The sequence below is a fragment of the Nocardioides dilutus genome (assembly GCF_054779555.1).
Map to the genome: position 1 here is coordinate 196,056 of NZ_BAAGYA010000001.1, position 21,104 is coordinate 217,159.

Below are 21,104 nucleotides of genomic sequence, written 5' to 3' on the forward strand. Positions count from 1 at the left end.
CTCGGTGAAGCCTCCGACTCTGTAGCGCTCGGTGGCGCTCAGTAGCGGCTGCCGGCCACGCGGTCGGCCAACGCGTCGAGCCGCGCCAGCTCCTCGTCGGTCAGGTGCACGTCGAGGGCGGCGACGTTCTGCTCGAGGTAGGCGACCCGCTTGGTCCCGGGGATGGGTACGACGTCGTCGCCCTGCTGCTGGACCCATGCGAGCGCGACCTGGCCGGGGAGCGCACCGTGAGCGTCCGCGACGGCGGCGATCTCCGCCACGATCGCCTCGTTGGCGGCCAGGTTGTCGTCGCTGAAGCGCGGCATCCGAGCCCGGGAGTCTCCTCCTTCGAAGCTGCGCCCGGCCAGGGCTCCGGTGAGGAACCCGCGGCCCAGGGGCGAGAACGGCACGATCCCGATGCCGAGGCGTCGGGCGGTGGGCACGACCTCGGCCTCGAGGTCGCGGGTCCACAGCGACCACTCGCTCTGCAGGGCGGTGAGGGGATGCGCGGCGTGGGCACGCTCGAGCTCGGCGGCGGTCACCTCAGAGACTCCGACGTAGCGGACCTTGCCGGCCTGGACGAGGTCGCCCATCGCCCCGATCGTCTCCTCGATCGGGGTCTCCGGGTCCACCCGGTGCAGGTAGTAGAGATCGATGTGGTCGGTGCCGAGACGCTCCAGTGACTCCTCGCAGCGCCGGCGCACGTTGTCGGGGCTGCCGTCGAGGCGGAACCGGATCCGACCTTCGGGCTGGATGCCCTCGATGCCCATCTTGGTCGCCAGGGTGACCTCGTCACGCCGGTCCGAGAGGACCTTCCCCAGCAGTTGCTCGTTGGCGCCGAAGCCGCCGGGGCCGGCGTCGCCGTAGACGTTGGCGGTGTCCCAGAACGTCACGCCGAGCTCCAGCGCCCGGTGCAGCGTGGCGATCGAGGTGGCTTCGTCGGTCTCGCCGTAGGACTGGCTCATGCCCATGCAGCCCAGCCCCTGGGCCGAGACGGTGAGGCCTTGCGACCCGAGCGCGCGTGTCTGCATGCTCACCAAACTAGGCGGGTCAGCGGGGGAAGGACCGGGCCAGGTCCAGCAGTCGGTCGTTCGCCTCGACCTCGCCCACCGAGGCCCGGCAGCCCTCGCCCACGAACGGGCGCACGACGATGCCGAGCTCGTCGGCGGCGGCCGCGAACTCGTTGGTGCGCTCGCCGAGCTCGAACCAGAAGAAGTTGCCTTGGGCCTCGGGCACGGCCCAGCCTGCGTCGCGGAGGCCGGCGCCGACCCGGTCCCGTTCGGCGACCAGCGCGTCGACCCGCTCGAGGAGCGCGGGTTCGGCCGCCAGTGACGCGACGGCGGCGGCCTGGGCGACGGTGGAGACGCCGAACGGCAGCGACACCGCACGCAGGGCCGCGGCGACGTCCGGCTCGGCGACGGCGTAGCCGACCCGGAACCCGGCCAACCCGTAGGCCTTGGAGAAGGTGCGGAACAGCACCACGTTGGGGTGACCGGCGCGGGTCGCCAGGCCGTCGACCGCGTCGTCCATCCGCACGAACTCGACGTAGGCCTCGTCCACGACCACGACCACGTGCGCGGGGATGCTCGCGAGGAACGCGTCGAGCTCGCTCTGGGTCACGGCGGGGCCGGTCGGGTTGTTGGGCGTGCACACGAGCACCACCCGGGTGCGGTCGGTGACCGCGGCGGCCATCGCGTCGAGGTCGTGCCTGCCATCGGCCGTCACCGGCACCGGCACTGAGATCGCGGCGGCTGCGGCGACCGCGATCGGGTAGGCCTCGAAGGACCGCCAGGCGTGCACGACCTCGTCGCCGGGGCCGCAGTAGGCCGCCAGCAGCTGGTAGATCAGCGCGACCGAGCCCGTCCCGGCGGCCAGGTGGTCGGTCGGCACGCCCAGGCGCGCGGACAGAGCGTCGTACAGCGCCGTGCTGCCCATGTCTGGGTAGCGGTTCATCGTCTCGACGGCGCGGGTCGCGGCCTCGACCACGCCGGGCAGCGGGGGGTAGGGGTTCTCGTTGGAGCTCAGCTTGTAGGACGTCATCCCCGGCCTGGGGACGGGAGGCTTGCCCGGGACGTAGGCCGGGATCGTCGTCACGTTGGGGCGGGGCTCGGGACCGGTCACGGGGTCCAACCTATGCCGTGTCGGGCATCACCCACCGAATCTATTGGAACGATCCAATCCGACCGCAACACTGGAGCTATGAACACTGAAACCCTTGAGCTGAGCCAGCTCCACGACCGCTACGTCGTCGCCATCAACGACGCCGTCGCCGACGACAACGAGGCGCTCGTCGCCCTGCTCGCCGCCGAGTACGACGACGAGGCCCTGGCCCTGATCACTCGCTCGGCCGCCTGACCCCTCGCGCCCGCCACGGGCGCAGCACCAGCGCCAGCACGACCCCGAGCAGGACACCGACCGCGGCACCGGTGATGTTGTCGATCACGTCGGTGACGTCGCAGGCCCGGTCCAGCCGGGCCAGCGCGAGCTGGGTGAGCTCGATCGATACCGAGTACGCCGCCAGCAGGGCGAACCCGATCGGCACGCTCACCCACGCGGTCCGGTGCCAGCGGGCGGCGACCAGGACCAGCAGTGCCCCGCTCGGGACGAACACCAGGGTGTTGAGCAACCGCTGCCCCCCGGCCACGATCCAGAAGCCCTCCGGCGCCGGCCCGCCGATGTCCCAGGAGCAGTAGTCGAGCCGGTCCTCCGCGAGCACGATCCCGGGTGCCCCGTTGGCCGGGAGCAGGGTGATCAGTCCGAGCACGACCAGTGACCACAGGAACAGCCCGAGTGTGACCGCCCAGGTCAGTCCGGTCCGGCGGCGCACCGCCAGGGTGAGGCCCGCGCAGACCAGGCCGCTGAGCACGGCGCCGAACAGCATCGCGCTGACGCCGCCGACCGGAAACATGGCCCCGACGCTACGTGGCGGGCCGCGGCGGAGCCCTGCCTGCCGGTCAGATCGGCGGCAGCGTGACCCGGCCGCCGGCGACGGGGGTCAGGTCGCGACCGAGGGTGATGTCCACGGGGTTGGTCATGCAGCGGATCGAGCCGCCGCCCTTGTGGAACTCGGTGACGTCGACGAGCTCGACGGCGAAGCCCCAGTCCTCGAGCTGCTCGCGCACCCGGTCGGGGCACGCCGGCATGACGACGGTAGAACCTCCCGCAGACGGCACGACGATCGAGTTGGTGGCGAAAGAGGCGAGCTCTTCCTCTTCGGTGAGCACCAGTGGCTCGGGCACGAGGTCGAGCAGCGCCTGCGCCGACGCCGGGTCGAGCGCCGAAGGGGCCACCAGGGCACGACGTTCGTCGAGAGGACAGAACGCCAGGTCGAAGTGGTACATGGCGGGGTGGACGATCCGGAAGCCCCGGACCGAGATGCCGAGGTCCGTCGCGAGGTGCTTGAGCGCCTGCTCGTCCGTGCGTGGCCCGTAGCCGACCAGCAGCTCGCCGCCGAACGGGAACGCGTCGCCCGCCTCGAAGTGCGCGCCGACACCGTCGCGGCCGACGTAGGACGTCGTGAAGCCCTGCGCCGCGAACCACGGCTCCGCTGACGAGGCCTCCATCCGGCGCTGGGCGTAGCGCATGTGCGACATCACGACGTGGCGGCCCTGTGCTGAGACCTGGGGACCGACGAGGCCGAGGCCGAGGTTCATCGCGTAGACCATGTCGGGGGCGTCGGGGCGCTGGGGGAGGACGTCGACGCGACCGCCGAGGCGCTCGATCGTGGACCTGAGGGTCTGCCACTCGTGCCTCGCAAGCGCGAGATCGGGCTGGTCGGCGAGATGCATGTAGGGGTTGATCTCGTAGTCGACGCGGAAATGCGTCGGCTCGACCATCACGTAGTGGCGTCCCCAGCTCAGCATGCTCGCCTCCCTTGACTCGGATTGTCTGACAATCTGACAGATCACAGTGTGGGGTACGGCGAGAGGTCAGGCAAGTTCCCGAGTCCTACCGCCACGTGGATCGGGAGCAGTGGGCCCCCGATACGCGAGAATGGGTGGATGTCGGCCGACCCGGAGGGAAGCAGGGGGTTCGAGACCCTGCACGTCGAGCACTCCTCGACCGTGGACCGGGTCGCCGCCGAGCTGCGCCGAGCCGTCTTCGACGGCGAGCTCGAGTCCGGTACGCCGCTGCGCGAGGTGGCCCTGGCCGCCTCACTGGGCGTCTCGCGACCGACCGTGCGGGAGGCGCTGACGGTGCTGGTGGCGGAGGGGCTGGCGATCCGTGAGCCCAACCGCGGGGTCGCGGTCGCGAGCCCGGAGGCCGACTCCGTCCACGACGTCTGCTGCGCCCGGCTGGTGCTCGAGGGCGCCGGGGTCCGGGCCTGGGCCGAGGCGACCGAGGAACAGCGCGCCGAGGTGCGGACCACACTGGCCGCCTACATCGGGGCGATCCAGGCCGAGGCGTCCTACCAGGAGCTCAACGAGCGGCACCTCGACTTCCACGTCTCCCTCGTCGGGCTGACCGGCTCGCCCCGCCTGTTGGCCATGCAGCAGAACCTCGTGCTGGAGCTCAAGCTCGCGCTCGCACAGGTCGACCGGATGCGTCGCAACGCCCACGACCAGGCCGGCACGCACGCGGCCCTGGTCCAGCTGCTCGAGGAGGGCCGCCTCGACGCGGCGTACGACTTCCTGGTCGCTCACCTCGAGGATGCGGAGCGCGATATCGTCGAGGCACTGGAGCTGTCCGGACGGTTGTCCGCCGACCTGCCACACTGACCGCCATGCGTTTCCTGAGCTGGCTGGTCACCACCGCGATCGCGGTCGCCACGGCGGCCTGGCTCCTCGAGGGCATCGTCTTCGAGGGACCGACGACCTGGCCCGACGAGTTCACCGAGAAGCTCCTGCCCCTGCTGGTGGTGTCGCTGATCCTCGGCATCGTGACGTCATTCGTGAAGCCGATCCTCACGCTCCTGTCGATCCCGTTCATCATCATCACGCTCGGCCTGTTCCTGCTCGTGATCAACGCCGCGATGCTCCGCCTGACGAGCTGGCTGGCCGGCGAGGCCGACATCGGGTTCAGGGTGGCCGGCTGGTGGCCGGCGATCGGGGGAGCGATCGTCATCACCCTGACGACCTGGATCGTCGACGGCATCATCGGTGAGCAGAGCTGAGCTCCCCCCACCGCGACGCCGGGGGGAGTACGCCGTCGCCCTGGTCTGCCTGGGCAACATCTGCCGCTCCCCCATGGCCGACGTCGTGCTCACCGCCCACGTCGAGCGGGCGGGGCTGTCGGACCGGGTGACGGTCAACAGCTGCGGCACCGGCGACTGGCACGTCGGGCAGGCCATGGACCGCCGCGCCGCGGCGACCCTGAGCGCCGCCGGCTTCGACCCGACGCTGCACCGGGCCAGGCTGTTCGAGCCCAGCTGGCTGCTACGGCACGACCTCGTCCTCGCGATGGACGAGAGCAACCTCGCCGACGTGACCGCCGCCGCGACCGCCGCGGACGACGGCCGGGTGCTGCTGTTCCGCGAGTTCGACCCGATCGGAACGGGGGGCGAGGTCCCGGACCCGTACTACGGTGGGGACGCGGGTTTCGAGGAGGTGCTGGAGATGGTCGAGCGGACGTCCGCCGTGCTCGTCTCCGCGCTGGAGCGGGCGCTGTCGTGATCGTGCCGGACGCATGACGCGACAGCCGCTCATCGCCCAGCACGCCGAGGACCTGCTCGGGCGCTCCGTCGTGGCCACCGCCCCGGTGGCCGGCGGTGACACCGCCACGGCGACCAAGCTGCGGCTCTCGGACGGCTCGACGGCGATCATGAAGACGCTGGCGCACGCCCCTGAGGGGCTCTTCGCCGCCGAGGCGCAGGGCCTGCGCTGGCTGGGCGAGGCGACCGTCGACGGCGGCGTCGCCGTCCCCGAGGTGCTCGCCGTCGACACCGGCTGCCTCATCCTGCGCTGGGTCGAGCCGGGCAAGGCCTCGGCCGACGTGGCCGGGTCCTTCGGTCAGGCCCTGGCCGCCACCCACCTGGCCGGCGCCCCCGCGTTCGGTGCCGAGCAGGACGGCTACATCTCCTCGCTCCCGCTGCCCAACCGCCCCGCCGACTCGTGGGCGGAGTTCTACGCCGTCCGCCGGGTCCTCCCCTACCTCAAGCTGGCCTGCGACCGAGGGCACGTCACGACCGATCAGGCGGCCACGGTCGAGTCCCTCGTCGGCAGGTTCACCGAGCTGCTGCCCATGGAGCCTCCCGCCCGGCTGCACGGCGACCTCTGGAACGGCAACGTGCTCTGGGGACAGGACGGACAGATCTGGCTGATCGACCCGGCGGCCTACGGCGGGCACCGCGAGCTCGACCTGGCGATGCTCTCGCTGTTCGGGATGCCGCACCTGCCGCGGGTCCTCGACGCCTACGCCGAGGCCGCGCCGCTGGCCGACGGCTGGGAGGACCGGCTGGCCCTGCACCAGCTCTTCCCGCTCCTGGTCCACGCTGCCCTGTTCGGCGGCGGCTACGGCGCCCGGGCAGCCGAGGTCGCCGGCCGCTACGCCTGAGTCCTACTGGACCCGGCGGTAGACGGCGCGGAGCCGCAGCCCGGTCTCGGGCACCAGGAACGAGTGGACGCGCCGACCTGCGTCGGACCAGCGCACGAACTCGTAGCGCACCCCGTCCTTCCACTGCCGCCTGGGTGCGACCACCTTGACCTCGACGCCGACCCGGAACGCCTTGCCCCAGCCGTCCGTACGGCGCTTGCCGTCGACCTTGACCCGCAGCTCTCCCGGCCGGGTCCGCAGCGTCACCCGGGCCCGCACCGGCACGTACGTCGCGTGGTAGGTGCGGTCGGTGGCGGGTGCTGTCACCACATGGGTCGCGGCTCCGCCGTCGGACCACGTGGAGAACTGGTAGAGGCGCGGCCCGTCGGACTGTCGGTCGGACACGGAGATGGTCTGGCTCGACCCCACCACGACGGTGCGCGCCGTCGGGACGGTCAGCCCGGGTGGTGTGCTGGTGAACGAGAGCTTCACCGTGCGGGGGTCGAGGCGCACCGTCTCCGTGTCAGCGGTCCCCCGGGAGTCGACCACCGTGACGGTGAGCAGCAGGTGTGAGGGGAGGCCGAGCTCGGGAGCCACGAAGGTCCCGGACGAGACGTCATCGAAGGTCGCGATCTCGACCGGGCTGCACCCGGTGGCGCACTCGACCTTCTCCAGCGTCCACGTGTATGCCGATGCCGGCAGTGTGCCGTCCTGGGCGTCGGTCGCAGTCGCTGCGAACGCGATCGTCTCGCCGACCGACCACAGCGACCCGTCGGCCGGGGTGACCGGCCCGACCACCGGAGCGGTGTTGCCGGACGCCACCGTCACCTGCGCGATGTCGGTGGCCCCGATCGAGTCGGTGACCTGCAGCCGGACGATGTGGTCGCCCACGTCGTAGGTCCGCGACGCGGTCGCCTCGCTGCCGTCGTCGAACTCACCGTCGTTGTCCAGGTCCCAAGCGAAGGTCAGCACGTGGCCGTTGGGGTCGCTGGAGCCGTTGGCGTCGAAGTCCACCAGCAGCGGCGCGGGCCCGGACGGGTTGGCCGGCGTGATGGCCGCCACCGGGGCCTGGTTGGTGGCGGTCACCGTCGTCTGCGCGATGTCAGTGGCCCCAACCGAGTCCGTCGCCCGCAGGCGCACCGTGTGGGTGCCGACAGGGAACGTCGGCGACGCGGTCGCCCCGGTGCCGTCGTCGAACGCCCCGTCGTTGTCCAGGTCCCACGCGAAGGTCAACGCATGACCGTTGGGGTCGCTCGAGCCGTTGGCACTGAAGTCCACCTGCAGGGGCGCCGGCCCCGACGGGTTCGCCGGCGAGATCACCGCCACCGGCGCGGTGTTGGTCGAGGTCACCGTCGTCTGCGCGACGTCGGTGGCCCCGACCGAGTCCGTCGCCCGCAACCGCACCGTGTGCGAGCCCACCGGGTAGGTCCGCGACGCGGTCACCCCGGTGGCGTCGTCGAACGCCCCGTCGTTGTCCAGGTCCCAGGCATAGGTCAGCGAGTGACCGCTGGAGTCGCTCGACCCGGAGGCGGAGAAGCTCACGTCGAACGGTGCCGGTCCCGTGGGCGTCGACGGGGTGGTCGAGATGACCGCGACCGGGGCGTGGACGACGTAGTTGGCGGTCAGCGTGGTCGGCGTGCTCGGCGCCGTCACCGCGTGGCTCAGCGCGCCTCCGTCGGACCAGGAGGAGAACACGTAGGTGTCACCGCTGACGACCCGGGACTCTGGCGCCGACACGTTGAAGACGCTGCCCTGGATGAACGTCTGGTCGTGGGGCGCGGACACCGTCGCTCCGGCGACCGTGAGTGCGGCTCCGGTCGGGTTGCTCGCGAAGGTCATCGCGACGGTCTTGGGGTCGAGCTGCACGGTCTCGGTGTCCGTGAGGCCCTGGTCGTCGGTCACGGTGACGGTGAGCAGGAGGTTTGAGGGGTATTCGTGGGCCGGCGCGGGGAAGCTGCCGGTGCGCTGGCCCTGGAACGTCTCGAGGCCGTGGGTGTGGCAGACGCTGGGGCAGTGCTGGATGGCGACCGTCCAGGTGAACGCGCTGTCGGGCAGTGACTGCTGGGCGTCGGTCGCGGTGGCCGAGAAGCTCACGGTCTCCCCCACCGCCCACGTGAACGACGCGTCGGGCGAGACGCTGGTGAGCTGGGGTGGCGAGTTGCCGGGCGACACAACCACCTCGGCGGTGTCGCTGCCGCCCTGCCCGTCGCTCACCCGGACCTGGACGGTGACGGACCCCGGAGCCGTGTAGGTCCTGGACGTGGTGGCCCCGCCACCGTCGTCGAAGACCCCGTCGCCGTCCAGCGCCCACTCGAAGGTCAAGGGGTCGTTGTCCGCGTCGGTCGAGCCGCTGGCGTCGAAGCTCACGTTGAGGGGGGCGTCGCCCGAGATCGGATCAGCGGTGACCGCGGCGACCGGCGCCTGGTTGTCGGGCGTGTAGCGGATCCGGTGGACGGCGCCGGCCCCCGGGGTGACCTGGCCGTCCACGATCCCGTAGTCGACGTAGTAGAGGTCGCCACCCGGACCGACCTCGATGGACACGGGCGTCTCGGCCCGCTGCACGAACGGCGTGATGCTGGCCGGGTCCGGGTCGCCGTTCGGCAGCTTCCCCAGCATCCAGATGCACCCGCGGGCGTAGTCGTTGAAGAACATCGAGCCGCGGTAGGCGGCGGGGTAGTTGGTGTCGTCGGTGCTCGTCGGGATGAAGGCGATCCCGGAGATGGACGACGTGCCCTCCTCGCAGTGCTCACCAGGCGTCATCGGACCGGCGTCACGGGTGGGGTAGGCGAAGTAGGGGGCGGCGACCGCCGAGATGCCCTCGGTGTAGAGGTCCTCGCAGATCGGTATGTCCAGGGCGTCCCAGCCGGGCTGCCGGATGGGGGCCCCGGTGAAGACCGACGGGCTCGGGTTGGCGTCACCGCCCTCGTAGCAGGGCCAGCCGCGGTTGACCGGGGTGGTGAAGGCGCCCATGTCGATCCGGTTGACCTCCTCCCACGCGCTGGCGCCGACGTCGGCCGACCAGAGCTCCTGGGTGCCCTGGCGGAACGCGAGGCGCCAGGGGTTCCGCTGCCCGTAGGCCACGATCCGGGAGGCGTTGTTCTGGGCACCTGGAGTCACAGCGCCGTTGGCCGGGTTGATCCGGAAGATCGCCCCGCCGAGGCCGAGGGGGTCGCCCGAGGTCCTGATGTCCTGGGCGCGCAGAGCGCCCCCCTCGTCGACCGGGTCGCCGCAGGGGTTGGCGGCCTGACCCCAGTCCTCGGTGTCGAAGCTCGCCCCGTCACCGGCCGAGGCGTAGAGCATGCCGTCGGGCCCGATGATCACGTCGCCCGAGGCGTGGCTGCCGAACTGCCAGCAGGCGGTCTCGCCGATGGGCAGGTCCACCAACGGCTGCTCGGCACCGGACATGATCCAGCCACCCGGCTCCTGCACCGCGGCGAGCCGGGAGACGCGGATGTCGACGACGCACCCGGCGACCGCCGGGTCAGGGCCAGAGGGCATCGCCGCGGGGGCCGGGCAGTCGTCGTACTGGCCGGTGCCGGGGCCCCACCTGGGCACGACCGGCGGGTTGTCACGCGGGTCCCGGTTGTAGGTGTAGTTGACGTAGACGAAGTTGTGGCCGGCCGTGCCGAACTCGGGGTCGACGGCGATGCCCGTGAGTCCTCGGTCGTGGTAGTTGTTCACGTTGACGTCGAGGTTGGCGAAGTGCTGGGTCTGGGTGAACTCGTCGGTCACCTCGTCGTAGTCGAAGACCTTGATGATGCCGGTCTTGAGGGCCACGAACGCCGTGCCGTCCGGCGCGAACGCGACGGCGGTCGGCTCGCTGAGGCCGGGCATCGCCTCGACGTCCTGGAACCCGGTGGGCACCTCGGGTGGGGGTGCCGCGGCAGCCGTCGCCTGTGCCGGCGCCTCGGCAGCGGCGCCGACGGTGAGGGCTGCAGGAGACAGCGCGAGCGCGGCTGCCACGGCAGCCGCGAGCACCCGCTTGCTCGAACTCAACTGATCCCCCCAGATCGCGCGCGCGACGCCCTCAGGGTAGGTGGCGAGCCCCCCGTTGCCCATGGCCCGTTCGGGGGACGGCCACACCGCACGTCCCTAGGCCCGTCGGTAGATCGCCCGCACGCTCAGGCGCACAGCGCCGACGGTCACCCGGTGGACCCGGGCACCGCCGTCTGACCACCTGACGAACTCGTAGGCGACCCCGTCGACGGTCTGCCGCTCGGGCGCCGCCAGCTTGACCGTCGAGCCGACCTTGAGATCGGCCCGGAACCCCGAGGTCCGCTCGCCGCCCACCTTGACCTCGAGCCCGGCGGGCGAGGTGCGCACCCGGAGCTCGGCCTTGACCGGCTGGTAGGCCGCGGTCAGCGTGATCGGCTGCCGCGGGGCGACGAGGTCGTGGCTCCGGTCACCGCCGTCGGACCACCGGCGGAAGCGGTAGGTCACCCCCTGCCGACGCTGGACCTCGGGTGCCGAGGCGATCAGGTGTCCGCCGACGATGAAACGCCGGCTGAACGGCGCCTTGCCCTCGGCGCCACCGGCGGCGAGGCGCAGCCGCGGCGGCTGCGTGGCGAAGGTGAGCTTGACTGCCTTCGGGTCGAGGCGGACCGTCTTGTGGACGGTGAGGCCCCGGTTGTCGGTGACCGACACGTCCAGCAGCAGGTGTGACGGGTACTCGTGGTCGGGTGCCCGGAAGGAGCCCCTGCGGGTCCCGGGCCACTGGTCGATCGGGTGCGTGTGGCATGCCTTCGGGCAGTGACGGATGCTGAGGGACCACGCGTAGGCCCTCGACCGGAGCCTCTGGTCCTTGTCCCGGGCGGTGGCGAGGAAGCGGATCCGCTGCCCGACCTTCCAGGCCAGCGCCCGCGTCGGTGTCACGTTGCTGATCACCGGTGCGCGGTTGCCGGGATAGACCGTCAGCGACGCCGTGTCGGATCGCCCCGCCGCGTTGGTCGCCCGGACGGAGACACTCACGTTGGTCCTGGCGGTGAACCTGCGGCTGACCCGCGGACTGGAGCCGGTGGTGGTCTCGAAGGAGCCGTTGCCGTCGAGGTCCCAGGCGTAGGTCAGGGGCGACCGGTTGGGGTCCTTGGTGCCCGCGGCCGAGAAGCGGTAGGTCTTGCGCAGTGGCCCGGAGACCCGGTTGGCGGTGATCGCGGCGACCGGCGCCGGGTCCTGGTAGGTGATGCGGTGGATCGCGCCGGCCTGCGGGGTCACGACCCCGTCGACGATCCCGTAGTCGACGTAGAACAGGTCGCCGTCCGGGCCGGGCACCAGCGAGACCGGCGTCGAGGCGTTCTGGACGAAGGGGATGACGGTGCCCGGGTCGGGGTCCCCGCCCGGGAGCTTGCCCAGGCGCCAGATGCACGCGCGGGCGAAGTCGGAGAAGAAGAGCGACCCCTGGTAGGCCGCCGGGTAGTTGCTCGACGTCGGCGCGAACGCGACACCCGAGATCGACGAGGTGGTGCTCTCGCAGTGCTCGCCGGGCGTGAGCACCGGGCCGCGGGTCTGGTAGGCGAACGCCGGGGCCTGGATCGCCCCCGCGCCGAGGGCGTAGAGGCCCTCGCAGATGGGCTTGTCCAGTGCGTCCCAGGCCGGCTGCCGCACCGCGCCGCCCATCTTGCCCTCGTAGCAGGGCCAGCCGAGGTTGGCCGGACCCCCGAAGGCGGCCAGGTCCGTGCGGTTGATCTCCTCCCAGGCGCTGCCGCCCACGTCGGAGGACCACAGCTCGGAGGTCCCGGGCCGGAAGGTGAACCGCCAGGGGTTGCGCTGCCCGTAGAGCACCAGCCGGGCCGCGTTGCTGTTGCTCCCGTTGGGCGCCGCGCCGGTGGCCGGGTCGATCCGCCAGACCGCCCCGCCGAGCCCCAGCGGGTCGCCGCCCGTGCGGAAGTCCTGCGAGCGCAGGGAGCCCCCTTCGTTGGCCGGGTCGCCGCACGGGTTGCCGCCCTGGCCGAAGTCCTCGACGTCGAAGCTGGCGCCCTCACCCGTCGAGGCGTAGAGGAACCCGTCCGGCCCGATCCGGACGTCACCGGACGCGTGACTCGGGAACTGCAGGCAACCGGCCTCGTGGAGCGGCTGCTCGGGCCCGGCGGCGTACCAGCCATCGGGCTGCTCGACGGCGGGGATCCGGGATACCCGGGTGGTCACCACGCAGCCGTCGACGGCGGGCTGCGGCGGGTCCGGCATCGCGGCGGGGTTGAGGCACCCGTCGTAGGAGCCCTCCCCGCTGTCCCACTTGGGCACGATCGGTGGGTTGTCGCGCGGGTCGCGGTTGTAGGTGTAGTTGACGTAGACCCAGTTGTGGCCCGGCGTCCCGAACTCCGGGTCGACGGTGATCCCGGTGAGCCCGCGGTCCCAGTAGTTGTTCGTGTTTTCGCGGAGGTCGGCGAAGATCGTGTGCGTCGCGAACGGCTCGAACTCACGACTGGCGGCGTCGTAGTCGAACGACTTGATCTCGCCGCTCTTCAGGGCGATGAACGCCGTGCCGTCGGGCGCGAAGGCCACCGCCGTGGGCTCGCTGAGGTTGTCGATCGCGTCGCGGTCCTGGAACTCGCTCGGCAGGATCGGGCCCGGATGTCCCGGGTGGAGCGCGACCGTGGCCCGCGCCTTGACCTCGGCGGCGGTCTGCGTGGCGGCCGGTGCCGGAAGGGTCGCCAACGCCAGCAGCCCACCCGCGGACGCGACGAGGAGCGCGCCGACCCCCGCGCGCGACGTACGAGCAGTCATCGTCCCCCCAACCCGCGCATCGTAATTCAGGTTCGACTCAGGCACCGCTGGCAGAGTGGAGCGGTGAGCAGCCCCCGGCCCGAGGCGCGTCCGCGCGTGCTCGTCGTCGACGACGACCGCGCCGTCCGCGAGTCGCTGCGGCGATCGCTCGAGTTCAACGGCTACGACGTCGCGCTGGCCGCCGACGGCGCCGAGGCGCTGGCCGGCCTCAGCGCGGGCGCCACCCCCGACGTGGTCGTCATGGACGTGATGATGCCGCGACTCGACGGCATCGAGACGACCAAGGCCTTGCGCAAGGCCGGCCACGACGTCCCGATCCTCGTGCTCACCGCCCGCGACGCGGTCGGGGACCGCGTGGAGGGACTGGACGCGGGGGCCGACGACTACCTGACCAAACCGTTCGCGCTGCAGGAGCTGCTCGCCCGGCTGCGTGCCCTGCTGCGCCGGATCACGCCGCGGGAGGGCGAGGCCGACGAGGTGCTCTCCTTCGCGGACCTGTCGATGGACCTGGCCTCGCGCGAGGTGCGTCGCGGCGACCGCGCCATCGAGCTGACCCGCACCGAGTTCACCCTCCTGGAGATGTTCCTGCGCCGGCCCCGGCGCGTCCTCGAGCGCAGCTTCATCCTCGAGGAGGTGTGGGGCTACGACTTCCCCACGACCGCCAACTCCCTCGAGGTGTACGTCGGCTACCTGCGCCGCAAGACCGAGGCCGAGGGCGAACCGCGCCTCATCCACACGGTTCGCGGTGTCGGCTATGTGCTGAAGGAAGCATGAGCCCCGAGCCCGTGTTGCCGCCGGCTCCACTCTCCGCGGACGAGTCCAAGTGGGGCTACCGGCAGTCGCTGGCCAGCCGGGTGGTGCTGCTGACGACGTTCGCGGTGGCGCTGGCGGTCGCGTTCGTCGCCGCCGGGGCCTACGTGACCGTGCGCATGCAGCTTCAGTCGTCGCTGGACTCCTCGCTGGTCGAGCGGGCCGAGACCGCCTCGTCACAGATCGACCAGATCCAGCAGCGCGAGGACGTGCCGGCATACCTGCTCGGGGCCTCGGACGTCCGGATCGCGTTCGTCGAGGCGGACGGGGTGGTGCGGTTCCTCGACCGCGGCGACGGGATCCGGCTGGGGGTGCCCGAGCTCGAGGTGGCGAAGGGCCACGCCAGCCAGAGCTTGCGGACCGTGTTCGCCGACGACGGCGCCTACCGGGTCGTCGCCGTTCCCGTCGAGAGCGAACCCGGCCTCGCGCTGGTCGTCGCGCAGTCGCTGGAGCCGCAGAAGCAGACGCTCTACCGCCTGGGCGTGGTGTGTTTTCTGATCGGCCTGGCCGGCATCGTCACCGCGGCCCTCGTCGGCATGGCCGTGGCCCGCAACGGGCTGCGGCCGGTGCGCCGGCTCACCTCCGACGTAGAGCGGATCGCGCGCACCGAGGATCTCACCCCCCTTCCGGTCGAGGGAGACGACGAGGTGGCGCGGCTGGCGACGGCGTTCAACCAGATGCTCACCTCACTCGCCGCGTCCCGCGACCGGCAGCGACAGCTGGTCGCCGACGCCGGTCACGAGCTACGGACCCCGCTCACCTCGCTGCGCACCAACATCGACCTGCTCACCCAGGCCGGTGAGGGGTCCGCCCCGGACCTGCCCGAGCGGGCGCGGTCGGAGCTGCTCGACGACGTACGCGCGCAGATCGAGGAGCTCACCACCCTCATCGGCGATCTGGTCGAGCTGGCCAGGGACGAGCCGATGCCACCGGCGGTCGCCTCCGTGGAGCTGCACGAGGTGTTGGAAGCCGCGGTCGCGAGGGTGCGCCGCCGCGCACCCGGAGTGACGTTCCGGGTGGAGGCGGACCCCTGGTATGTCGAGGGCGAGGCGGGTGCGATCGAGCGCGCGGTCACCAACCTCCTCGACAACGCGGCCAAGTGGAGCCCGCCCGGCGGGACGGTGACCGTGTCGCTGGCCGGCGGGGTCGTGACGATCGACGACGAGGGCAGCGGCATCGACGAGGCCGACCTGCCGCACGTCTTCGAGCGGTTCTACCGGGCTTCGGAGTCACGCGCCATGCCAGGCTCCGGGCTGGGTCTGGCGATCGTCGCCCAGGTGGCCGAGCGGCACTCCGGCATGGTCGCCGCCGGCCGGTCGCCCTCGGGCGGGACGCGGATGACGTTCGCGCTGCCGGGTGCCCCGGTGCCCAAGCCCAAGCCACTGGACGCCCCGAGAATCCCGACGGTCTAGCCGGGTTCACGGGCGCTTGTATTCCGAGCGCAGCGAGCGCCCCGCGATCGGCCCGGCGGCCACGATGGACGGCGAAGCTCGCTCGCGGAGCGAGCGTCCGTCGTGGGTGCCGGGCCGAAGCTCGCGGGGGTAGAAGGTCGTGGCCCGGGCCGAAGCTCGCGGGGGTTAACTACTCTGCGGGTTGGGGTCGCGCCAGGACCGCTCGAACGGCAGCCGCCACGCTTGCGGCGCGACCAGCTGGTGGATCGCGTTGGGCCCCCAGGAACCCGGCGCGTAGGCACGCACCGGCGGCGGGTTGGTGAGCAGCGGGGTCGACTTGTCCCACAGCGTTTCGATGCCGGCAGCCGTGGTGAAGAGCGTGTGGTCGCCCTTCATGGCGTCGAGGATCAGCCGCTCGTAGGCCTCCAGGACCGCTCCCGAGGACTGGGTGTCGTGGGTGGCGAACTGCATCGAGAGCTTCTCGAGCTTCATGCCCGGACCGGGACGCTTGCCGTAGAACGACAGCGACATCCGCGACTGGTCGGCGAGGTCGAAGGTGAGGTGGTCGGGGCCCTGGGTGCCCACGTTGGAGCCGGGCGGGAACATCGTGAGCGGGGGCTCCTTGAAGGCGATCGAGATGATCCGGGCGCCTTCGGCGAGCTTCTTGCCGGTGCGGAGGAAGAACGGGACCCCCGCCCACCGCCAGTTGTCGATCTCGACTTTGAGCGCGATGAAGGTCTCGGTGTCGGAGTAGTCCGAGACCTCCTCCTTGCCGCGGTAGCCCGTGTATTGCCCGCGCACCACGTTGTGCGGCTCGAGCGGCCGCATCGAGGTGAACACCTTGAGCTTCTCGTCGCTGATCGGACCCGGGGTCAGCGTGGTCGGCGGCTCCATCGCCATGAACGCCAGCACCTGCATGAGGTGGGTGACCACCATGTCGCGGTAGGCCCCGGTGCTCTCGTAGAACCTGGTGCGCCCCTCGAGCCCGAGCATCTCGGGCACGTCGATCTGCACGTGGTCGATGAAGTTGCGGTTCCAGATCGGCTCGAAGAGACCGTTGGCGAAGCGGAACGCCAGGATGTTCTGGGCCGCCTCCTTGCCGAGGAAGTGGTCGATCCGGAAGATCTGGTCCTCACTGAACACCTCGTGGAGCTCGGCGTTGAGCGCCACGGCTGACTCGAGGTCGGTGCCGAACGGCTTCTCCATCACGATCCGGGACCGCTCGACGAGGCCGACCGCATCGAGCTGGTGGACGACGTCGAGCGCGGCCTTGGGCGGCACGCTGAGGTAGTGGAGCCGGCGTACGTCCTCGCCGCCGAGCTCCTCCTCGGCCTCGCGCACTCGCTTGGCGACGGCTTCGCCGCCGGCGGACTGCGGGACAAAGCTGAGCATCCGGGAGAACGGCGCCCAGCGCTCGTCGGTGATCTCGCCCTTGCCGAACTCCTCGCAGGCGGCTCGCGCCAGCTTGTCGAACTGCTCGGCGTCGAGGTCCTCCATCGACGTGCCGACGATCCGCGCGTCGGTCAGCAGCCCCGACTCGGTCAGCCGCAGCAGCCCGGGCAGGAGCTTGCGCCGGGCCAGGTCACCCGTCGCTCCGAACAGCACGAAGACGTGGGGGCGGACGGTCTCTACGGTGCTCATGGTCGCTTCGGACACTATTACGCCGTGCCATCGGCGGACAGGGCTCGTTGGAGCCGCTCGGCCTTCCACTGCGACTCGGCATACTCCTCGGCGACCTCGGAGTGGACGGTGATGCCACCGCCGGTCCCTATCCGGTAGGTGCCGTCCCCGGTCGTGGTCAACGTGCGGATGACGACGCCGAGGTCGGCGCGGCCGTCGGCGGCCAGCCAGCCGAACGCCCCTGCGTAGGCGCCGCGCGGGCTGTCCTCGACCTCGTCGATGATCTGCATCGTCCGGAGCTTCGGGGCCCCGGTCATCGAGCCCGCGGGGAACAACGCGCGGAGCGCCGCGACCGTGCTGACGTCGTCGCGGAGCCGCCCCCGCACCGTCGACACCAGCTGATGGACCGTCTCGTAGGACTCGACCTGCATCAGCGCCGGCACCTCGACGGTGCCCGGCTCGCACACCATGGACAGGTCGTTGCGCAGGAGGTCGACGATCATCAGGTTCTCGGCGCGGTAGCGGGCGTCGGTAGCCAGCCGCTGCCGGTGCTCCTCGTCGGCGAGCAGGTCCGCGCCCCGCGGCGTCGTGCCCTTGATCGGCTTGGTCTCGATGTGGTGCCCGCCGCCGGGCTCGGCGGTGACGAGGGCGTAGCGCTCCGGGCTCGAGCTGAGCAGCCACCCCTCGGCGCCTGCGACGTCGTGCTGGAGGAAGCCGGCGTACGGCGCCGGGTTGAGCTCGCGCAGCCGCAGGTAGACCGCCACCGGGCCGAGGCCGCTGGCCTGCTCGAGCCGGTAGGTCAGGTTGACCTCATAGCTGTTGCCGGCGTGCAGGTGCTCCTGGACGCGCTGGAAGGCGGCGGCGTAGGCGGCGGGGGGGCGGGTGGAATCCCCGCCTAGCCGGTGACTCCAGCTGTTCGCGGCCGAAATTTCCTCCGCGAACGTCAGGGATCGCCGGTGCTGCGGGGATTCCTCCACCCGTCCGTGGGCGAACAGCCGCACGTGGCTCGGCCGCATCCACACGGCGTCGGGTACGTCGGCGGACGGGCGCCCCGGGAGGTCAGGCCGGGCGGCGTAGCCGAGGTAGCCGAACCACTGATCGCGGGGCGACCCGGCGGCAAGCTCGGCCTCGAGCACGGCGAACACGTCGTCGCCGACCACGTCGGCGGTCGAGCCCGAATGCCGGGTGACCTCGCCGGTGGCCGCCGAGTAGGAGAGCGAGACGTCGTCCTCCTCCAGCCAGCCGACCAGCGACCGGCGGCCGGACCACTCACGGGCTCCGCCGCCGTCGAGCCAGAAGCAGCGCCGGTGCGCCGCCGCCACCTCGCGGAACGACTCGACCGGGTCCGGCGCGGTCACGACCAGACCCCCAGGAAGTTGCGCAGCATCGCCGCGCCGTGCTCGGAGAGGATCGACTCGGGATGGAACTGCACGCCCTCGAGCGGCAGGTCGACGTGTCGGACGCCCATCACCACGTCGCCGGACGCGTCGGAGGCGGTCACCACCAGCGCCGGCGGCACCTCAAGGGCGGCCAGCGAGTGGTAGCGGACGGCGGTGAACAGCTGCGGCAGCCCGGCGAACACGCCGGCCCCGTCGTGACGGATCCGCTCGACGACGCCGTGCGCCGGCGCGACCCGGTCGACCTTCCCGCCGTACGCCGTCACCAGCCCCTGCATCCCGAGGCAGACCCCCAGGACGGGACGGGTGCCGGCCAGCAGCACCTCCCGCCCGACCGAGAAGTCGGCCTCGACGGCGGGGTGCCCGGGCCCGGGCGACAGGATCACGTGCGAGTGCCGCAGTACGTCCTCCGGTGACACCTCGTCGTGCTGGACGACGGTGGGCAGGACGCCCGTCACCGACGCGACTAGATGGACGAGGTTCCAGGTGTAGGAGTCGTGGTGGTCGACCACCACGACATCGGGAACCGTCACGTCACGAAGGCTAGGGCGTCGTGGCCGGCCGCCGAGTCGGCCCTACTGCCCGTCAGTAACGACGACTCGGCACCGCTGGCACCGCCCCAGGCCCCGCGAGTCGGCCCTACTGCCCATCAGTAACGACGACTCGGCACCGCTGGCACCGCCCCAGACCCCGCGAGTCGGCCCTACTGCCCATCAGTAACGACGACTCGGCGCCGCTGGCATCGCCCCAGACCCCGCGAGTCGGCCCTACTGTCCGTCAGTAACGCCGACTCGGCGGTCAGTCCTCGAGGAGCAGCGCGGAGACCAGGTCGTGCAGCACGTCGTAGCCGTGCTGGCTGAGGATCGACTCGGCGTGGAACTGGATGCCCCGGAAGTGCGGGCCGACCAGGTGGTTGATGTCGCCCGACTCGGGGTCGGCGTCTACGCGCACCCCGGGGGGCAGCGACGCGGAGCCGGACCGGCCGACGAAGGTGTTGTAGAACCCCACGCGCTCGGTCCGGCCGTCGATGGTCACGGGCGACTGGGTGCCCTGGAAGACGATGTCCTTGTAGAACAGCGGGATCCCGAGCTCGTGACAGAGCGACTGGTGGCCCAGGCAGACGGCGAGGAACGGCTGCTCGGAGACCAGCAGGGCCCGCACCGCGGCGCGGACCCGCACCATCTTGGGGTCCGCGTCGTCGCGCGGGTCGCCCGGTCCTGGGCCGACGATCACCAGGTCGAACCCGTCGAGGCAGCCCTCGACGTAGTCCTCGTGGCGCACCACCTCGCTGGTCATGCCGAGCACGCCGAGCACGTGGCGCAGCATGTTGACGAAGTCGTCCTCGCCGTCGAGGATCACCGCGCTCTTGCCGGCCAGCCGGGGGTCCGGGTTGGCGTCGGACTGGTCGGTCAGCCAGAACGTCGACAGCCGCCGGTTGCGCGCGTTGAGGGCGAGCAGCACGTCCTCGTCGGTGACCAGCTCGGCCATGTCGATCTCAGGCGCGGGCGCGGCGGGCACCAGGCCGAACGCGGACAGGATGCCGCCGGCCTTCGCGTGCGTCTCCGCCACCTCGTACGCCGGGTCCGAGTCGCGCACCAGCGTGGCCCCGGCGGTGACGGTGAGGCGGCCGTCGACGTCCACCGACGCGGTGCGGATCACGATGGGGCTGTCAAGCACGGGCTCCCCGGACCCGTCGCGGCCGAGGACCGCGAGCGCGGCGCCGTAGTAGCCACGCCCCTGCGCCTCGTACTGCTTGATCAGCCGGCAGGCGTTCTCGACCGGGGACCCGGTGACGGTGGCGGCGTACATCGTGTCGCGCAGCACCTCGCGCGGGTCGCGGTCGGTGCGGCCCGCGAGGAGGTATTCGGTGTGCACGAGGTGGCTCATCGGCTTGAGGAACGGCCCGAGCACCTGCCCGCCCTCGTGGCAGATGTCGCACATCATCTTGAGCTCCTCGTCGACGACCATGAAGAGCTCGTAGATCTCCTTCTCGTCCTTGAGGAAGTCGAGGAGGCGGGCCTTGACGTCACCTCCGTCGCGCGGGATCCGGAAGGTGCCGCTGATGGGGTTCATCCGGACGTCGCCACCGTGGATCGACACGTGCCGCTCGGGGCTCGCGCCGATGAGGTAGCGGTCGCCGGTGAAGAAGACGTAGGTCCAGTAGGCGCCGCGCTCGCGCTGCAGCAGCCGACGGAAGACCGTGAGCGCCTTGTCCGCACCCCAGTCCGCCACCGTCGCGCGATAGTGCCGCCCGATCACCAGGTTGGCGCCCTCGCCCTGGCCGATCTCGTCGCTGATGATCGTCGCGACGAGCTTGCCGTACTCCTCGTCGTCGATGTCGAAGCCACCGCGGTCGGCGAACTCGACCCCCGTGTCGTCGATGGCGTCGATGACCTCGGCGACCGAGAACTCCTGCTCGGACTCGATGTCGACGACGACGAGCGGGGTGCCGTCGTCGTGCGCGTCGAACCCGCGCTCGGCGACCTGCCGGAACGGCACGGCCAGCAGCCGGTCGGCGATGTGGCCGTCCTGCGGCACCCCGGTCTCGAGGGGTACGTCGAGGACGGATTCGACCACGCTGCGCCGGCCGCCGATCATCCCGACCGTGTCGCGGTCGCCCGCCCGGGTCGAGCGCCGGATGATCGCCCACGCCTCGTGCCCCTGGAGCGCGGCGATGGCGTCCCGGGCGGCAGAGGGGGTGTCGGTCATGTGCGGC

General features: G+C 71.5%; 17 protein-coding genes. 7 read left to right on the forward strand and 10 right to left on the reverse strand.

The window, feature by feature from the left end; all coding sequences use genetic code 11:
- Nucleotides 1-38 precede the first annotated feature (38 nt).
- Both ACYVC6_RS00980 and ACYVC6_RS00985 read right to left on the reverse strand, forming a co-directional pair.
- Nucleotides 39-1,010, reverse strand: a complete 972-nt coding sequence (locus tag ACYVC6_RS00980; protein WP_460710032.1) for an aldo/keto reductase — start codon at nt 1,008-1,010, stop codon at nt 39-41.
- A 19-nt stretch (nt 1,011-1,029) separates the two neighbouring features.
- Nucleotides 1,030-2,100 (reverse strand): histidinol-phosphate transaminase, encoded by a 1,071-nt coding sequence (locus ACYVC6_RS00985; RefSeq protein ID WP_460710034.1) that lies wholly within the window; start codon nt 2,098-2,100, stop codon nt 1,030-1,032.
- Between the two features lie 78 nt (nt 2,101-2,178).
- Here ACYVC6_RS00985 and ACYVC6_RS00990 point away from each other — a divergent pair, with 78 nt between their 5' ends.
- Nucleotides 2,179-2,334 carry a hypothetical protein gene (locus ACYVC6_RS00990; protein ID WP_460710036.1) on the forward strand — a complete coding sequence of 52 codons (156 nt, stop codon included), beginning with the start codon at nt 2,179-2,181 and terminating at the stop codon, nt 2,332-2,334.
- On the opposite strand, the gene ACYVC6_RS00995 is transcribed toward ACYVC6_RS00990, so the two are convergent.
- On the reverse strand, nt 2,315-2,887 hold the full coding sequence (locus ACYVC6_RS00995) for a VanZ family protein (protein WP_460710038.1): 573 nt from the start codon (nt 2,885-2,887) through the stop codon (nt 2,315-2,317). The genes ACYVC6_RS00990 and ACYVC6_RS00995 overlap by 20 nt on opposite strands.
- A 46-nt stretch (nt 2,888-2,933) precedes the next feature.
- A complete protein-coding gene (locus tag ACYVC6_RS01000) occupies nt 2,934-3,842 on the reverse strand; it encodes a dimethylarginine dimethylaminohydrolase family protein (protein ID WP_460710040.1) in 909 nt (302 codons plus the stop codon).
- A gap of 138 nt (nt 3,843-3,980) precedes the next feature.
- Here ACYVC6_RS01000 and ACYVC6_RS01005 point away from each other — a divergent pair, with 138 nt between their 5' ends.
- From ACYVC6_RS01005 to ACYVC6_RS01020, 4 genes are read left to right on the forward strand one after another with little or no spacing between them, the layout of a single operon-like run.
- Nucleotides 3,981-4,697 carry a GntR family transcriptional regulator gene (locus ACYVC6_RS01005; protein ID WP_460710042.1) on the forward strand — a complete coding sequence of 239 codons (717 nt, stop codon included), beginning with the start codon at nt 3,981-3,983 and terminating at the stop codon, nt 4,695-4,697.
- Between the two features lie 5 nt (nt 4,698-4,702).
- The gene (locus ACYVC6_RS01010) at nt 4,703-5,092 is read left to right on the forward strand and encodes a phage holin family protein (protein WP_460710044.1); all 390 of its coding nucleotides are present in this window, start codon (nt 4,703-4,705) and stop codon (nt 5,090-5,092) included.
- A complete protein-coding gene (locus tag ACYVC6_RS01015; RefSeq protein ID WP_460710046.1) occupies nt 5,079-5,591 on the forward strand; it encodes a low molecular weight protein-tyrosine-phosphatase in 513 nt (170 codons plus the stop codon). Before ACYVC6_RS01010 ends, ACYVC6_RS01015 begins: the two co-directional genes overlap by 14 nt.
- Before the next feature lie 13 nt (nt 5,592-5,604).
- Nucleotides 5,605-6,471, forward strand: coding sequence for a fructosamine kinase family protein (locus tag ACYVC6_RS01020; protein WP_460710048.1), 867 nt, complete (start codon nt 5,605-5,607; stop codon nt 6,469-6,471).
- Nucleotides 6,472-6,474: 3 nt separating this feature from the next.
- Here ACYVC6_RS01020 and ACYVC6_RS01025 read toward each other — a convergent pair whose 3' ends face one another.
- Both ACYVC6_RS01025 and ACYVC6_RS01030 read right to left on the reverse strand, forming a co-directional pair.
- Nucleotides 6,475-10,446 carry a PQQ-dependent sugar dehydrogenase gene (locus tag ACYVC6_RS01025; RefSeq protein ID WP_460710050.1) on the reverse strand — a complete coding sequence of 1,324 codons (3,972 nt, stop codon included), beginning with the start codon at nt 10,444-10,446 and terminating at the stop codon, nt 6,475-6,477.
- A gap of 96 nt (nt 10,447-10,542) precedes the next feature.
- Entirely contained in the window at nt 10,543-13,170 is a 2,628-nt protein-coding gene (locus tag ACYVC6_RS01030) for a PQQ-dependent sugar dehydrogenase (protein ID WP_460710052.1), read from the reverse strand.
- A gap of 63 nt (nt 13,171-13,233) precedes the next feature.
- Here ACYVC6_RS01030 and ACYVC6_RS01035 point away from each other — a divergent pair, with 63 nt between their 5' ends.
- Together ACYVC6_RS01035 and ACYVC6_RS01040 are read left to right on the forward strand one after the other, a co-directional pair.
- The gene (locus ACYVC6_RS01035) at nt 13,234-13,944 is read left to right on the forward strand and encodes a response regulator transcription factor (protein WP_460710054.1); all 711 of its coding nucleotides are present in this window, start codon (nt 13,234-13,236) and stop codon (nt 13,942-13,944) included.
- A complete protein-coding gene (locus tag ACYVC6_RS01040; protein ID WP_460710056.1) occupies nt 13,941-15,392 on the forward strand; it encodes a sensor histidine kinase in 1,452 nt (483 codons plus the stop codon). The genes ACYVC6_RS01035 and ACYVC6_RS01040 overlap by 4 nt, the downstream gene beginning before the upstream one ends.
- Before the next feature lie 165 nt (nt 15,393-15,557).
- On the opposite strand, the gene zwf is transcribed toward ACYVC6_RS01040, so the two are convergent.
- The 4 genes from zwf to ACYVC6_RS01060 all read right to left on the reverse strand — a co-directional run bounded on the left by zwf (nt 15,558) and on the right by ACYVC6_RS01060 (nt 21,097).
- A complete protein-coding gene (zwf, locus tag ACYVC6_RS01045; protein ID WP_460710058.1) occupies nt 15,558-17,012 on the reverse strand; it encodes a glucose-6-phosphate dehydrogenase in 1,455 nt (484 codons plus the stop codon).
- A 17-nt stretch (nt 17,013-17,029) separates the two neighbouring features.
- Nucleotides 17,030-18,349 carry an aminodeoxychorismate synthase component I gene (pabB, locus tag ACYVC6_RS01050; protein WP_460710060.1) on the reverse strand — a complete coding sequence of 440 codons (1,320 nt, stop codon included), beginning with the start codon at nt 18,347-18,349 and terminating at the stop codon, nt 17,030-17,032.
- Nucleotides 18,346-18,921 carry an anthranilate synthase component II gene (locus ACYVC6_RS01055; protein WP_460710062.1) on the reverse strand — a complete coding sequence of 192 codons (576 nt, stop codon included), beginning with the start codon at nt 18,919-18,921 and terminating at the stop codon, nt 18,346-18,348. The genes pabB and ACYVC6_RS01055 overlap by 4 nt, the downstream gene beginning before the upstream one ends.
- Nucleotides 18,922-19,186: 265 nt before the next feature.
- Nucleotides 19,187-21,097 (reverse strand): anthranilate synthase family protein, encoded by a 1,911-nt coding sequence (locus ACYVC6_RS01060; protein WP_460710064.1) that lies wholly within the window; start codon nt 21,095-21,097, stop codon nt 19,187-19,189.
- Between the last annotated feature and the right edge of the window lie 7 nt (nt 21,098-21,104).